Annotated in this window: 14 protein-coding genes; 3 read left to right on the top strand and 11 right to left on the bottom strand. The window is 71.4% G+C overall.

Features of this window, described 5'->3' with window-relative positions:
• Positions 1 to 3: 3 nt before the first annotated feature.
• The 8 genes from glmS to rplM form a co-directional block, all read right to left on the bottom strand.
• The gene (gene glmS, locus ABD732_RS14265) at positions 4 to 1,866 is read right to left on the bottom strand and encodes a glutamine--fructose-6-phosphate transaminase (isomerizing) (RefSeq protein ID WP_344784870.1); all 1,863 of its coding nucleotides are present in this window, start codon (positions 1,864 to 1,866) and stop codon (positions 4 to 6) included.
• Positions 1,867 to 1,877: 11 nt separating this feature from the next.
• Positions 1,878 to 2,825 (bottom strand): poly(ethylene terephthalate) hydrolase family protein, encoded by a 948-nt coding sequence (locus ABD732_RS14260; RefSeq protein WP_344784868.1) that lies wholly within the window; start codon positions 2,823 to 2,825, stop codon positions 1,878 to 1,880.
• Positions 2,801 to 2,995 (bottom strand): hypothetical protein, encoded by a 195-nt coding sequence (locus ABD732_RS14255; RefSeq protein ID WP_344784866.1) that lies wholly within the window; start codon positions 2,993 to 2,995, stop codon positions 2,801 to 2,803. Before ABD732_RS14255 ends, ABD732_RS14260 begins: the two co-directional genes overlap by 25 nt.
• Positions 2,992 to 3,552 carry a hypothetical protein gene (locus ABD732_RS14250; protein ID WP_344784864.1) on the bottom strand — a complete coding sequence of 187 codons (561 nt, stop codon included), beginning with the start codon at positions 3,550 to 3,552 and terminating at the stop codon, positions 2,992 to 2,994. Before ABD732_RS14250 ends, ABD732_RS14255 begins: the two co-directional genes overlap by 4 nt.
• Positions 3,549 to 3,830, bottom strand: coding sequence for a hypothetical protein (locus tag ABD732_RS14245; protein ID WP_344784862.1), 282 nt, complete (start codon positions 3,828 to 3,830; stop codon positions 3,549 to 3,551). Before ABD732_RS14245 ends, ABD732_RS14250 begins: the two co-directional genes overlap by 4 nt.
• Before the next feature lie 85 nt (positions 3,831 to 3,915).
• Positions 3,916 to 5,244 carry a phosphoglucosamine mutase gene (glmM, locus tag ABD732_RS14240; protein ID WP_344784860.1) on the bottom strand — a complete coding sequence of 443 codons (1,329 nt, stop codon included), beginning with the start codon at positions 5,242 to 5,244 and terminating at the stop codon, positions 3,916 to 3,918.
• On the bottom strand, positions 5,245 to 5,763 hold the full coding sequence (gene rpsI, locus ABD732_RS14235) for a 30S ribosomal protein S9 (protein WP_344784858.1): 519 nt from the start codon (positions 5,761 to 5,763) through the stop codon (positions 5,245 to 5,247).
• Positions 5,760 to 6,203, bottom strand: a complete 444-nt coding sequence (gene rplM / locus ABD732_RS14230; protein ID WP_344784856.1) for a 50S ribosomal protein L13 — start codon at positions 6,201 to 6,203, stop codon at positions 5,760 to 5,762. Before rplM ends, rpsI begins: the two co-directional genes overlap by 4 nt.
• Positions 6,204 to 6,371: 168 nt before the next feature.
• Here rplM and ABD732_RS14225 point away from each other — a divergent pair, with 168 nt between their 5' ends.
• Positions 6,372 to 6,899 (top strand): YceI family protein, encoded by a 528-nt coding sequence (locus tag ABD732_RS14225; protein WP_344784854.1) that lies wholly within the window; start codon positions 6,372 to 6,374, stop codon positions 6,897 to 6,899.
• On the opposite strand, the gene ABD732_RS14220 is transcribed toward ABD732_RS14225, so the two are convergent.
• Positions 6,880 to 7,605 carry an AraC family transcriptional regulator gene (locus ABD732_RS14220; RefSeq protein ID WP_344784852.1) on the bottom strand — a complete coding sequence of 242 codons (726 nt, stop codon included), beginning with the start codon at positions 7,603 to 7,605 and terminating at the stop codon, positions 6,880 to 6,882. The two genes, ABD732_RS14225 and ABD732_RS14220, sit on opposite strands and share 20 nt — an antisense overlap.
• 171 nt (positions 7,606 to 7,776) lie before the next feature.
• Here ABD732_RS14220 and ABD732_RS14215 point away from each other — a divergent pair, with 171 nt between their 5' ends.
• Together ABD732_RS14215 and cynS are read left to right on the top strand one after the other, a co-directional pair.
• The gene (locus ABD732_RS14215; protein WP_344784850.1) at positions 7,777 to 8,151 is read left to right on the top strand and encodes a cupin domain-containing protein; all 375 of its coding nucleotides are present in this window, start codon (positions 7,777 to 7,779) and stop codon (positions 8,149 to 8,151) included.
• A complete protein-coding gene (cynS, locus tag ABD732_RS14210) occupies positions 8,148 to 8,618 on the top strand; it encodes a cyanase (RefSeq protein ID WP_344784848.1) in 471 nt (156 codons plus the stop codon). Before ABD732_RS14215 ends, cynS begins: the two co-directional genes overlap by 4 nt.
• On the opposite strand, the gene ABD732_RS14205 is transcribed toward cynS, so the two are convergent.
• Together ABD732_RS14205 and eccCa are read right to left on the bottom strand one after the other, a co-directional pair.
• Positions 8,605 to 9,795, bottom strand: coding sequence for a type VII secretion-associated protein (locus ABD732_RS14205; RefSeq protein WP_344784846.1), 1,191 nt, complete (start codon positions 9,793 to 9,795; stop codon positions 8,605 to 8,607). The genes cynS and ABD732_RS14205 overlap by 14 nt on opposite strands.
• Positions 9,792 to 13,736 carry a type VII secretion protein EccCa gene (gene eccCa / locus ABD732_RS14200; RefSeq protein WP_344784844.1) on the bottom strand — a complete coding sequence of 1,315 codons (3,945 nt, stop codon included), beginning with the start codon at positions 13,734 to 13,736 and terminating at the stop codon, positions 9,792 to 9,794. Before eccCa ends, ABD732_RS14205 begins: the two co-directional genes overlap by 4 nt.
• Positions 13,737 to 13,755 lie beyond the last annotated feature (19 nt).

The raw sequence follows: 13,755 nt of genomic DNA, 5'->3' as shown, positions 1-13,755 counted from the left end.
GGCCTATTCCACCGTGACCGACTTCGCGAGGTTCCGCGGCTTGTCGACGTCGTATCCACGTTCCTGCGCCACGGTCGCGGCGAAGACCTGCATCGGCACCGTGGACACCAGCGGCTGCAGCAGCGTCGGGGTGTGCGGGATGGGGATCAGGTGGTCGGCCACCGCGGCGGCCGCCGTGTCACCCGGCTCGGCGATGATGATGGTCTTGGCACCGCGGGCCTGGATCTCCCGCACGTTGCTGATCATCTTGGAATGCAGGACCGCGCGACCCTCCGGGGACGGCATCACCACGATCACCGGCAGGCCGTCGTCGATCAGCGCGATCGGCCCGTGCTTGAGTTCCCCGGCCGCGAAGCCCTCGGCGTGGATGTAGGCCAGTTCCTTCAGTTTGAGGGCGCCTTCCAGCGCCACCGGGTAGCCCATGTGCCGCCCCAGGAACAGGACGGTGTCGCTGGCGGCGTACTGGCGCGCGAGGTCGCGCACCGCCTCCATCTGCTCGAGGACCTCTTCCACGACGGCCGGGATCTCCTCGAGGGCGCGGAACTCGCTGACCACCTCATCGGGGTACTTGGTGCCGACGGCCTGCGCCAGCGCCAGGCCCACCATGTAGGCGGCGGCGATCTGCGCCAGGAAGCACTTGGTGGAGGCGACGCCGATCTCCGGGCCGGCGTGGGTGTAGAGCACCGCATCGGATTCGCGCGGGATCTGGGCGCCGTTGGTGTTGCAGATGGCCAGGACGCGGGCGTTCTGGTCCTTGGCGTGACGCACCGCTTCCAGGGTGTCGGCGGTCTCGCCGGACTGGCTGATGGCCACCACCAGCGTCGAGCGGTCCAGGACCGGGTCGCGGTAGCGGAACTCGCTGGCCAGCTCCACCTCGACGGGCAGTCGGGTCCAGTGCTCGATGGCGTACTTGGCGATCATGCCGGCGTGGTAGGCGGTGCCGCAGGCCACCACGAAGACCTTGTCGACGTCGCGCAGGTCCTGGTCGCTGAGCCGCTGCTCGTCCAGGACGATCCGGCCGCCCTCCAGGTGCCCCAGGAGGGTGTTCGCGATCGCCTCGGGCTGCTCGGCGATCTCCTTGAGCATGAAGTAGTCGTAGCCGCCCTTCTCCGCGGCCGCCAGATCCCAGTCGATGTGGAAGGGCTTGCCGCCGGTCGGGTTGCCGTCGAAGTCGGTGATGTCGAAGGAGTCGGCGGTGATCACCACCACCTCGTCCTGCCCCAGCTCCACCGCATCGCGGGTGTGCTCGATGAAGGCGGTCACGTCGGAGGCGACGAACATCTCGCCGTCGCCGACGCCCACCACCAGCGGCGTCGACCGCCGCGCGGCGACGATGGTGCCCGGGTGGTCGGCGGAGGCGAAGACCACGGTGAAGGCGCCCTCGAGGCGGCGCAGCGTGGCGTAGGCGCTGGCGACGAAGTCGCCGGCGTGCGGGCCCTCTTCGTACTCGCGGCGCAGCAGGTGCACGGCGGTCTCGGTGTCGGTGTCGGAGGCGAAGTCGACGCCGAGGTTCTCCAGTTCGTCCCGCAGCGGCGCGTAGTTCTCGATGATCCCGTTGTGCACCACCGCGAACTTCTCGTTCAGGCTCTGGTGCGGGTGCGCGTTGCGGTCGGTCGGCTGGCCGTGCGTGGCCCAGCGGGTGTGGCCCATGCCGGTGGTGCCGCGGAGGTTGTCGGCGCCCACCTCGGCGATCTGCTTCTCGAGGTTCTCCAGGCGCCCGGCCTTCTTCTCCACCGTGAGGTGTCCGTGACCGTCGGCGATCGCCACTCCGGCGGAGTCGTAGCCTCGGTACTCCATCCGGCGCAGCGCCTCGACGACGATGTCCAGTGCCTGACGCTGCCCCACGTATCCGACGATTCCGCACATGGTCGCCGAGTTTACCTGCCGGGGATCAGCCGGCCTTTCATGCTCTTGTCCTCGACGGGCTTGTACGCCGCGATGCCCAGGAGCTGGGAGAGGTGATCGGCGTCCGCGCGGTGCACCGTCGTGAGATCGACCGCCTCGGCGTCGCCCATCGTGGTGTCCTGCTCGGCGAACGCCGCGTACTGCCGTTCACCGGCCAGCCGGTACAGCAGATAGCCCGTGACCTGGGCGCGGACGGCCGCATGGGTCTTGCGCTCGGCGCCGTTGATGCCGATGAGCGACTTGATCGACGGCTTCTCCAGCAGGTCGTTGGCGCTGACCCCGTCCAGTGTGCGCAACACCACGTCGCCGCCGAGCTGTTGCACCAGTTCCACGGCGTTGCCGGTCATCGAATCCATCTCGCCGGTGGCCGCGACGATCAGCGCGGGGGCGGTGACGCCGGCGGCGGCGGTGGCCAGGTCGGCCGTCGTCGGCGCCGGGAACAGGGTCACCAGGGCACCGGTCGGGATCTGCGGGCGGCCGAGCAGCGCCCGGTCGGAGGCGGCGCGCACGGCTGCGGCCGCACCGAAACCGTGTCCCACCAGGCCGAGCCGGTCGGGGTTCACCGTGATCGCGCCGGCGGTGCCCAGCGGCACGCGGGCGCACACGGTCAGTGCGGCACGCAGGTCGGTGGCCAGTTCGATGTCGGAGGCGAGGGGACCGCGCTCGGAGTCGGGGGCGGCCACCACGATGCCCCAGGACGCCAGGTGGAACAGCAGGTCGCGGTAGGCCTTGCTGCCGCGCAGCCAGCCGTGCCCGAAGGCGACGGCGGGCAGGTCGGTGCCCTTGGCGGGCGCGAACACCTGTCCGGTCAGGCCGACGATGCCCAGATCGCCGCGTTCGACCTTGTGGGGTCCGCGGCGGGACAGGATCTTCATCAGCTCATCCGGCGGTGGGGCTACGACCTTCTTCTTCCCGAACACGGTCCCACCCTATCCAGTTGCACCGGCACCATCAGTCGCGGCAGGGATTCCGGCTCCCGGTCGGAGGTCCGCCGGGCCGGCGACGTCCGCTGCGCATAGGTGCGCCGGGCGGCCGCCAGGTCGGCCCGCGCCCGCGCCCCGATGGCTTCGAGCTGGGCCGCGACGCTCATCGGTCACCCGCGAGGATCAGTTCGCCAGGCGAGCGCCATGCCTGGTGCAGGACGGCCAGCCCGTCGTCGACGGCGGCCGACGCGGCGTGTCCGGCGGCGGCCGCCAGGTCCAAGCGGGCCCGCAGTTGATCGCGGGCCTGCGGCACGTCGATGCCGACGGCCAGCGGATCGGTGGCCTGGGCCATCGTGGTCCGGTAGTCCTCGACCACCTCGCCGAGGATCTCGTGCGCCGCCGACATGGTGCGCGCGTGTCGGGCCAGTTCTTGCGCGGCCGGCGCCAAGTCCACTGCGAGGCGTCCCGAAGCGCCGGCCAGCGCGGTGGCGGCAGCGCCGGTCCAGCTCAGTGGGACGTCCGGGCCGACGGTCTCCAGGCGGGCCAGAGTCTGAGTCACCACCGCGGCCCGGGTGCGCAGTTCCCCCGCGACCCGGCCGAAGGCGTCCAGGTCGAAGACGCTGACGGCCGCGTGCGGGGCACCGACCTCGTCCTCGTCGAAGGTCACCGCACCGCGGTCGCGCCACAGCCGCAGCAGCGCCAGGAAGGCGTCGATCGGGTTCATCGGACCGCTTCGGCGTCGGCGGCGGACAGGGCGGCCGCGTGAGCCAGCATGCGGTCGGCGAGGCCGGAGACGTCGTCGCCGGCCGTCCTCAGCCGCCCGGCGAGGTGGTGCAGGCGCCCGTCCAGTGCGGCGGCGGCCGCGCGGTGCGCGGGCGTGTGCGCCCAGTCGCGGGGCGCCTCGAGGTGGCGGGCGCAGTCCGCGAGCGCCTGCGCGACCTCTCGCTGGCGGGCGGCCAGCCCGTCCAACGCGGCCGCGTCCAGGCGCACCTGGCCGGTCACGGGTGGATCTCCGTCATGTGTGCTTAGACGCAGCGGGGCGCTCCCCGGTTCCCGCGACACGCGGAAACCGTCAGCGAACCGCGGCTCAGACCGCGGCGACGACCTTCGCCACACGCTCGGCGATGCTCTGCGCGTGATCGGCGGTGGTGGCCTCCACCATCACCCGGACCAACTGCTCGGTCCCCGAGGGGCGCAACAGGATCCGGCCGCTTCCGTCGAGTTCCGCCTCGGCCTCGGCGACGGCGTCGCGCACGCTCGGCGCCTCCGCGACGGCGTGCTTGTCGCTGACCGGGACGTTGATCAGGATCTGCGGCAGGACCGACATCACCGCGGCCAGATCGGCCAGGCGGCGGCCGGTCTCGGCCACCCGCCGCGCCAGCAGCAGGCCGGTCAGTACCCCGTCGCCGGTGGTGCCTGCGGAGGGGATGACGATGTGGCCGGACTGTTCGCCGCCGAGGGCGTAGCCGCCGGACCGCAGCTCTTCCAGGACGTAGCGGTCGCCCACGCCGGTCACCTTGACCTCGATGCCGGCGTCCTTCATGGCCAGGTGCAGGCCCAGGTTGCTCATCACCGTGGCCACCAGGACGTCGTCGGTGAGGGCGCCGCGTTCGCGCATCGCCAGCGCGAGGATCGCCATGATCTGGTCGCCGTCGACCACCGCGCCGGTGGAGTCCACGGCCAGGCAGCGGTCGGCGTCGCCGTCGTGCGCCAGCCCCAGGTCGGCGCCGTGCTCGAGCACCGCGCCCTGCAGATTGCCCAGGTGGGTGGAGCCGCAACCGTCGTTGATGTTGAGGCCGTCGGGGTCGGCGTGGATGGCGATCACCCGCGCCCCCGCGGCCTCGTAGGCCCGCGGGCCGACCGTGGACGCGGCGCCGTTGGCGCAGTCCACCACGATGGTCAGGCCGTCCAGGTGGCTGCCGCCGGAGGCGGTGAGGTGGTCGAGGTAGCGGTGCACCGCGTCGGGGGCGTCGATCAGCCGGCCGACGTCGGCGCCGACGGGGCGCGGGGCCTCGCCGGACATCGCCGCCTCGATGGCGTCCTCGACGTCGTCGCCGAGCTTGTGCCCGCCGGCGCCGAAGAACTTGATGCCGTTGTCGGGCATCGGATTGTGGGAGGCGGAGATCATCACGCCGAAGTCCGCCGCATAGTCAGCGGTCAGGAAGGCCACGGCCGGGGTCGGCACCACGCCGACCCGGATCGCATCCGCGCCGGCGGCCGCCAGGCCCGCGCACAGCGCCGCTTCCAGGAGTTCCCCTGAGGCCCGGGGGTCACGGCCGACCACCACGCGGGGGCGACCCTGTGCTTGCACACCGAGCACGCGAACGGCGGCCGAGGCCAGGCCCAGCGCCAGCTCTGCAGTGAGCTGGTCGTTGGCCCGGCCCCGGACGCCGTCGGTGCCGAACAGACGCGCCACTTAGCGCTTGCTGTACTGCGAAGCCTTGCGGGCCTTCTTGAGGCCGTACTTCTTGCGCTCGACCGCACGCGGGTCGCGAGTGAGGAAGCCGGCCTTCTTCAGGGTCGGACGATCCTCGGGGCTCACCTCGACCAGGGCGCGGGCAATGGCCAGGCGCATGGCGCCGGCCTGACCCGAGGGGCCGCCACCGACGAGCTTGGCCTGGATGTCGAAGACATCGGGGCGCTCGACGGCCACCAGCGGCGACTTGACCAGCTGCTGGTGCACCTTGTTCGGGAAGTAGTCCTCCAGCGACCGGCCGTTGAGCTTGAACTCACCGGTGCCGGGCAGCATGCGGACGCGGACGACGGCCTCCTTGCGGCGGCCGACGGTCTGCACCGGGCGGTCGAAGACGATCGGGCCGCGCGAGGTGACCTCGCCGGCTTCGGTCTCATCGGACTCGGTGGTGTAGGCGCCGTCTTCGAGCACGACCTCTTCGTCAACGACCTCGACGTCGTTGTTCACGTTCTCGTTGGTCACTGGGACACCTGCTTGATCTCGAAGGGAACGGGGCGCTGGGCACCGTGGGGGTGGTTCGGGCCGGCGTAGACCTTCAGCTTCGAGGCGATCTGGTCACCGAGCTTGTTCTTGGGGAGCATGCCCTTGACGGCCTTCTCCACCAGACGATCCGGACGGGTCGCCAGGACCTCGCCCACGGTGCGGGACTTCAGGCCGCCCGGGTGCCCCGAGTGGTGGTAGATCTTCTTGTCGTTCGCCTTGTTGCCGCTGATGGCGACCTTCTCGGCGTTGATGATGATGACGTAGTCGCCGCCGTCCATGTGGGGGGCGTAGGTCGGCTTGTGCTTGCCGCGGAGCAGGTTCGCGCTCTGCACGGCGAGGCGGCCGAGCACCACGTCGCTGGCGTCGATGACATGCCACTCGCGGGTGATGTCACCGGCCTTCGGGGTGTAGGTAGGCACAGTAGTCCTCACTGTTCGTTTGCTTCTGCCGGTCATGGTGCGTTGACACAGCTGGTTCCCGGCGACCGGTAGGGACCCGGGGCTGACGACGATGGTCAGGCACCAGCGATCCAGATTACGTGACCCGATCGGGGCAGGTCAAAACGCCCGATGTGTCAGGCTGAAGCGATGAGCGACACCTGGACTCTGACCGCCGACGACGGCGAACTGCTGCTGCACACCGGCACCGCCGGCCGCGCGGCCCGCACCGGCCACAAACTGACCATCGCGATGACCTCCTGGCAGGCCCAGGCGACCGTCGCCGACGGCCACCCCACCGAGGTGACACTGACCGTGGACGTGGACTCGCTGGACGTGGTCAACGGCGAGGGCGGCCTGACACCGTGGACGGGCGTGGAGGCCGGCACCGCCCGCAAGAACGCCCTCAAGTCACTGGACGCGAAGAAGTATCCGCAGATCACCTACCGCTCCACCGGGGTACAGCGCGACGGCGACACCTACGCGGTGAGCGGCGAGCTCACCGTCTGCGGGGTCACCCGCCCGCACCCGCTGACCGTCACCCGCGACGGCGACCGCTTCTCCTGCGAGTCGGTGATCACCCAGACCGACTTCAAGATCAAGCCCTTCTCGTTGATGATGGGCAGCGTCAAGGTCGCCGACGACGTGAGCGTCTCGATCACCGCCACCGCGGGCTGAGCTGCCGGGCGAATGCGGCCGGGGTGACGCCGAACTCCCGCCGGAAGGCCCGATCGAAGGTGTCGGCGCGGCTGAATCCCGCGTCGGCGGCCGCGGTGCGGGGAGAGACGCCGGCACGAAGGAGCTCGCGGGCGTGGCCGAGCCGCTGTCGGCGGATCAGCGCAGCCGGCGAGTCGTGGTCGCGCGCCAGGATCGCCTGCAGGGTCCGCAGCGAGATGTGATTGTCGTGCGCCAGGCGCCGCGGCGTGAAGTCCGGGTCCCCGAAGCCCTGCGCCACCTGCTCCCTCAGCGCTGCCGCGGACGGTAAGGCGCCGACCTCGTTCGCCGGTACCGGAGGCGAATCGCGATACGGATGAAAGGCCAGCAGCCACACGTGCCGCCCCGGCAGCGTCGACACCTTCCACCGCGCGAGGAACAGGTTGCCGGACGCGGTGGCGAAGGTCTCCGTGCCGACGGCGTCGCGGCGGTCACGGGCCGCCTGGACGATCGGGCATTCGTGGGCCGGATACGGCGAGCCGTTCCCCCGGAGGGCATGGAGGGTGTCGTGGCTGGAACGGCCGCGCAGATCCCGGCGGTCGGCGATCCCCAGCGCCCACCCGGCCGCCTCGTTCGCGTACTCGATGGCGCCGTCCGCGCCGATCACCCACACGGGCTGCCAGACGGTGTCGACCACCGTGCTCAGCCACTGATCCAGCGCTCTCGTCACGCGTCGATTCTGGCACCGCCGGATCACGCCCGGATTGCGGCGACGTTTCCGTCGCCCGGTGCGCGGATCGCCGGACACAGCGCGCGTTCTTCCCTTCCCCTGTCCACCGTTCGGTGGTCGACTGGGATCGTCCCCACCAGATCCGCCCGCAGGGCACGAAAGGACGACGACATGTCGTACAACCCACAGATGCAGAAGGCGACGTTCGCTGAGATCACCCCGGACGTGCACGGCCGGATCTCCAAGCGCACGGCCGCGCTCGACGGCGTCGACGTCACCCAAGTGACCTTCGGCGTCGGCGCGAAATGGTCCGCCGACCTCAAGGAATACGCCGGCACCGCCGATTGCGAACTGCCGCACGTCTCGCTGGTACTGGCGGGCACCCTCGGCGTCGAGATGACGGACGGATCGACCGAGGAGTTCTCGGCCGGTGACGTGATGCTGTTGCCGCCCGGCCACGACGCGTGGACAGTCGGCGACGAGGCGTGCACTTTCGTCGAGTTCTCCCGCGGCAACGACTACTACGGCGAGGAGGCGGCCGAATGAGCAGCAGCGCCGTGCTCGGCAAGCAGGAGGCCGGGCTGATCATCGACGAGGCGCGCCGAGAACGCGGGCTGACCTGGGACCGGCTGGCCGAGATCATCGAGCAGCCTCCGGTGTGGACAGTGGCCGCACTCCTCGGCATGCACCCGGTGCCGGAGCCGGTGGCGGGACTGGTGCGCGCCGAACTCGGCCTCGACGACGACGTGGTCAAGGCCCTCACCCGACAGCCCGTGCGGGCTGCGACCACCGACATCTCCACCGACCCGACCATCTACCGGTTCCACGAGCTCATCGGGGTCTACGGCCCGGCCTTGAAAGCGCTCATCCACGAGGAGTTCGGCGACGGCATCATGAGTGCCATCAACTGCAGCATCTCCGTCGACCGGGGCACCCACCCCGACGGCGACCGCGTGAAGGTGACCATCGACGGCAAATTCCTGCCCTACGCGTGGAACGCTAGCGAGGACTGACCGGCTCATGCGCGCGGACCGAGCCGACGGCCCGCGCGCATTCCGGGTCGATCCGGTCGCCACCACTGCCGTCCTGGCAGCCGACGCTCACCTGCAGGCCGCCGTCGACCACCACGTACCAGCGCACCGCCGGACCCGATTCGGGGGCTTCGCGGTAGCTGATCACGTCCCGTCCGCCGTACGAGCTCGCGGCCGCGAACTCGACCACCACGTCATCGCCGCGCTGGGCGATCCGGTTGGCCAGACTCTGCGCCACCGACTCGCGGTCGGCACCGGCGCGCAGCGCGGTGACCACCACGATCAACCGCCGTCCGTCGGTGTCGTCGGCGAACACCGCCCGCAGGCCGCGACCGTCGTCGGGGCGGTCGCCGGACAACTCGGTGCGACGCCAGTCGGCGGGGATTTCCACCGATGCCGGTCCGATCATGCGCAACGGGGACTCGGCCACAGCGGCCGGGCGCGGCCAACGCGCGACCAGCCCCGCGGCGACCACCGCCAGCAACACCGCCACCGCGACCGCGAGGGCTGCCCGCGGCACCCTGCGGGCCGGCGCGATCGGTGGATCGGGGAAGGCGAAGTCGACCGGTTCCGGCGGCAGCCAACGATGCCCGTGCCGCTCCACCAGCGCCCGATCGACGCAGGCCACCCTGGCGCCAGGCAACGCGGACCGTAGAGCGTCGGTCAGCCCGTCGCCGGGACCGTCCACCAGGATCACCTCGGCGGAGCCGGCGAACGCGGTGAGTTCAGCCGGAATCTCCCCCGGCCCAGCGGTTCCCGTCCCGAGTTCTCCGGCGTCGCTGCGCTCGATCCGCCACGACGGTCCCGCCCGCGACACCAGTTGGGCGCACCACGGATCCGGGTGCTCGCCGGGGCGCTCCCCCGGCACCAGCAGCGCCTCGATCACCACCACCGACGACGTCGCCGCGTCGGCGTGACTGGCAGCGATCAGCAGGGCCCGTGGGACCAGGCGGCCCCACGGGCACACCGCCCGCACCGCCTGGTGCAGTCGTCCGCGGCGCGGACGACCCCACGCACTGGGACAGCCGATCGTCGTCGTGTCCGGGCCCAGCCGCAGGGCGGTCATCCCGGCGGTCAGCGCGGCGACGCCGTCCGGTCCGTCCACCTCGCGCAGGAAGTCGGCGTCGGCCAGGTCGGCCACCGCCCGACCGGCGGTCACTGGGCGACCTGCACCATGTCGGCGCCGCGGGTGCGGGAGATCAGCTCCCCGCGGCCGGGGATCAGTTTCTGCATGCGGTGCCGACCGACGATGTAGCCCTCGTCGGCGTCGCCGGACAGCAGCAGGACGTCGCAGGACAGGTCGCGCAGTCGTGCGATCACCGGATCGAACAGGGCCCGCCCGATGCCGCCGGAGCGGCGCGCCAGGATCACCCGCAGGCCGATGTCCCGGGCGTGGCCGAGCAGTTCCAGCAGGGGCTGCAACGGATTCCCCATCGCGGTGGCGACCAGGTCGTAGTCGTCGATCACCAGGTACACGGTGGGGCCGGTCCACCAGTCGCCGCGCGTCAGCTCCTCGGCGCCGACGTCCTCGGCGGGCAGGCGCGCGGTCAGGTACTCCGCCAGCTGAGTCATCATCGGGCCCGCCGATTGGGCCGAGCTCGCGTAGCCGGCGAGATGGTCGGCGTCGACCAGGCCCAGCAGCATGCGCCGGTAGTCGACCAGCACCACCTTGCAGTCGTCGCTGGAGCCGCTCGCGAGCAGACCGGTGATCAGCGTGCGCAGCGTCTGGGTCTTGCCGGACTCGGCGTCACCGAAGACCAGCAGGTGCGGCTCGCCGCCGAAGTCCAGGACCGCCGGCTGCAAGTCCGACTCCCGGAGACCCAGCGTCGCTTGCCCGGTACGAGGCGGATCATCCTGGGCGGCAAGGAGATCCGCGATGTCCTCAAGGGAGACGTCGTCGTCGAGCAGCCGCAGCCGCGGCGCGAACCGGTCCGGGTACTCGGCGGCCGTGGCGGCGACGAAGGCTGCGGTGCCAGCCGGCAGCGAATCGGTGTCGGCGACCCCGTCGGTTCGGGGCAGCGCGACCAGCAGGTGCAGTTCGTCGGCGGTCAGGCCGCGGCCCGGGCGACCGGTCGGCACCGTCGCCGCGACCTTGCGGCTCATCTCCGAGTCGAGCGGATCACCCAACCGCAGTTCCAGGCGGGTGCCCAGCAAGTCCTTCATCGCCGGCCGCACATCCGCCCACCGGGCCGAGGCCACCACGACGTGCACCCCGTACGACAACCCCTGCGTCACCAGGAGATTCACCTCGTCCTCCTGGTCCTCGAAGTCGCTGCGCAGCGTGGTGAGGCCGTCGATCACCAGGAAGACGTCCCCGTGCGGCTGATCGATGTAACGGCCGGCGCGGCGGGCCGCACGGTACTCGCGCATGGACTCCAGCCCTTCGGCGGCGAAGAACTCCTCGCGAGCGGTCAGAATCGTCTTCACCTCGGCGAGGGTGCGGCGCACCGCGTCCCGACGGTTCTTGGTGGCCACCCCGGCCACGTGCGGCAGACCGGACAGCGCGGTCAGGGTGCCGCCGCCGAAGTCCAGGCAGTAGAAGGCCACCTGCTGCGGGGTGTGGGTGGCGGCGGCCGCGCAGATCAGGGTGCGTACGGCTGTCGACTTGCCCGACTGCGGGCCGCCGACGATCGCGGCGTTGCCGGCCGCCCCGGACAGGTCCAGCCACAACGTTTCTCGACGCTGCTCGTACGGCCGGTCGACCACGCCCAGCGGGATCCGCAGGGTGCCGGCCTCGGTCCGATCGTCGAGGAAGGCATCGAGGGTGACCGCCGGTTCCAGCGGCGGCAGCCACACCGGATGCGGCGCCGTGCCGTGGCCGGTGATTCGCCCCACCAGGGTCTCCAGCAGGGTTCCGGCAGCCCCGGCCGACGTCTGCTCCTCATCGTCGCCGGGCTCGGCGACCGGCAGCGGCAGCGGCTGCGCGGTGAAGCGCAGCACCTCGGCGGGAGCGATCGGGCCGCCCAGGTGGCCGGCGCCGTCGCCGCGGGGCGGACGGTACGGACCGGAGACGAACGACGTGCTGAACCGCACCGGCGCAGCCGAGTCGCACTTGAGGTAGGCGGCGCCCGGGGTGCTCGGCAGGTGGTACGCGTCCGGGACACCGAGAACCGTTCGGGATTCGTTGGCGGAGAACGTCTTCAGGCCGATCCGATACGACAGGTGACTGTCCAGCCCGCGCAGTCTCCCCTCGTCCAACCGCTGCGAGGCCAGCAGGAGATGGATGTGCAGTGACCGGCCGAGCCGGCCGATGGCCACGAACAGTTCGGCGAACTCCGGTTTCTGCGCCAACAGTTCGGAGAATTCGTCGACGACGATGAACAGCGCGGGCAACGGAGCCAGCGGCGCGCCCGCCAGCCGCGCCTGCTCGTACTCGCCGACGTTGGCGAAGTTCCCGGCGCTGCGCAGCAGTTCCTGACGCCGGTTGAGCTCCCCGGAGAGCGCGTCGGCCATCCGGTCGACCATGGTCAGTTCCTGCTCCAAGTTGGTGATCAGCGCCGCCACGTGGCGACTGTTCAAGCCCAGGAAGGTGGCGCCGCCCTTGAAGTCGACCAGCACCAGGTTGAGCTCGTCCGGGGAGTGGGTCGCGATCAGGGCCAGCACCAGGGTCCGCAGGAACTCGCTCTTGCCGCTGCCGGTAGCGCCGATGCACAGCCCGTGCGGCCCCATGCCGCAGTGGGCGCTCTCCTTGAGATCCAGATCCACCGGTGTGCCGTCGGAGGTGTAGCCGATCGGCACCCGCAACCGGTCCTGCGGTGACCGCCCGCGCCATCCGGTATCGGGGTCGAATGCACCGGCGTCACCGATCCCCAACAGGGCGGGCAGGCCCGGATCGGTCGCGACCTGCGAGGTGTCCAGGCCGGGCAGCGGCAGGCTGCTGGCGAGCCGGTAGCGCGCGAGCGAGCGGGCCAGCCCCTCGGCCCGGGCCGCCGACAGCTGGTCGATCGCCGCGAACCGTTCCAGGCCGGCCACGCTGCGCGCGGCGATCCTGCCCGGTCCGGCCACCAGCTGCAGGCCCCGGCGCACGGCCAGCGACTCGAGGTCCGGCTGCAGGTCGAGCACCGTCAGACCTTCCCGGCCCGCACCGATCGCCAACTCCTCGTCGCCGGTGCGGTGGCCGCCGTCGAGCACCACCAACAGGTGCGGGCGCGCGGTGACCGGCGGCGCCGACCGCGAGAAGCGACCGCGGTCGGCCAGGTCGGCGGCCAGTTCGGTCTCCAGGAGCTCGAGGCCGTCGTAGATCATCCGTGCCGGCCCCAGCCGGTCGTTCACCGACGGATGCCCGGTGTGCGGCAGCCATTTGGCCCAGTCCCAGTCCGGGGCGCCCGGGTCGTCGGTGACGATCGCGATCAGCAGCTGATCGGGCGCGTGCAGCACCGCCAGCTGCGCGAGCATCGACCGCGCCAGCCCCAGAACGGCGTCACGCGGCCCCTCCACCCCGACGGCCGGGAAGCTGCGCAACGAGACCGCGGTCGGCAGTTCCGGGACGGTGGCGTGGGCCTGCACGAAGCGGCGCAGCGCCAGCGCGCACACCGGCTCCAGTTCTTCGGCCGGAGCCACTTCCGGCGGCACCAGCGCGGTCGCCAGCGGCTGCGTGCCGATCCCCAGCCGCACCTGGACGAAGTCGGCATCGCCGGGCCGACGTTCCCACATCCGCACCGTCCCGAGCAGCGCGGGCAGCGCCGCCGGATCCGGGTGGCTCCACAGCGCACAGGTGCGTTGTTCGCGCACCGTGTCCGCGATCCTCGCGCGGGTCTGCGCCAGGTAGCGCAGATAGTCCTTGCGGTCCTCGTTCACCTCGGCGGCCCGCGCCGGTCCCCCGCGGCCGCCGCTGGCCAGCATGCCCACCATCGACATCACCATCATCAGGGGGAACATCAGGAACAGCGGGTTACTCAGGGCGCCACGGCCGCCGGTCATCAGCATCAGCGCGACCATGCCGACCAGCGCCACCACCATCACCACCGGCAGCAGCCGGACCAGCAGATTCTGCGGCACCGCCCGCGCCACTTCCGGCGGGCCGACCAGTTCCAGTTCCCCACCCGGCGGCACCGGCGGCACAGGCCGTCCACGGCGCACGAAAGCAACAGTCGATCCCATCGGACTCCCCCCGAAGCCT

Source organism: Gordonia caeni, assembly GCF_039537105.1.
GTDB lineage: Bacteria > Actinomycetota > Actinomycetes > Mycobacteriales > Mycobacteriaceae > Gordonia > Gordonia caeni.
This window is presented reverse-complemented; position numbering and strand designations above follow the sequence as displayed.

Excerpts from the sequence above, each read along its gene's own strand:
- eccCa (WP_344784844.1), bottom strand. The coding sequence starts at position 13,736 with ATGGGATCGACTGTTGCTTTCGTGCGCCGTGGACGGCCTGTGCCGCCG.
- cynS (WP_344784848.1), top strand. The coding sequence starts at position 8,148 with ATGAGCAGCAGCGCCGTGCTCGGCAAGCAGGAGGCCGGGCTGATCATC.
- ABD732_RS14225 (WP_344784854.1), top strand. The coding sequence starts at position 6,372 with ATGAGCGACACCTGGACTCTGACCGCCGACGACGGCGAACTGCTGCTG.
- glmS (WP_344784870.1), bottom strand. The coding sequence starts at position 1,866 with ATGTGCGGAATCGTCGGATACGTGGGGCAGCGTCAGGCACTGGACATC.
- ABD732_RS14250 (WP_344784864.1), bottom strand. The coding sequence starts at position 3,552 with ATGAACCCGATCGACGCCTTCCTGGCGCTGCTGCGGCTGTGGCGCGAC.
- ABD732_RS14255 (WP_344784866.1), bottom strand. The coding sequence starts at position 2,995 with ATGAGCGTCGCGGCCCAGCTCGAAGCCATCGGGGCGCGGGCGCGGGCC.
- ABD732_RS14215 (WP_344784850.1), top strand. The coding sequence starts at position 7,777 with ATGTCGTACAACCCACAGATGCAGAAGGCGACGTTCGCTGAGATCACC.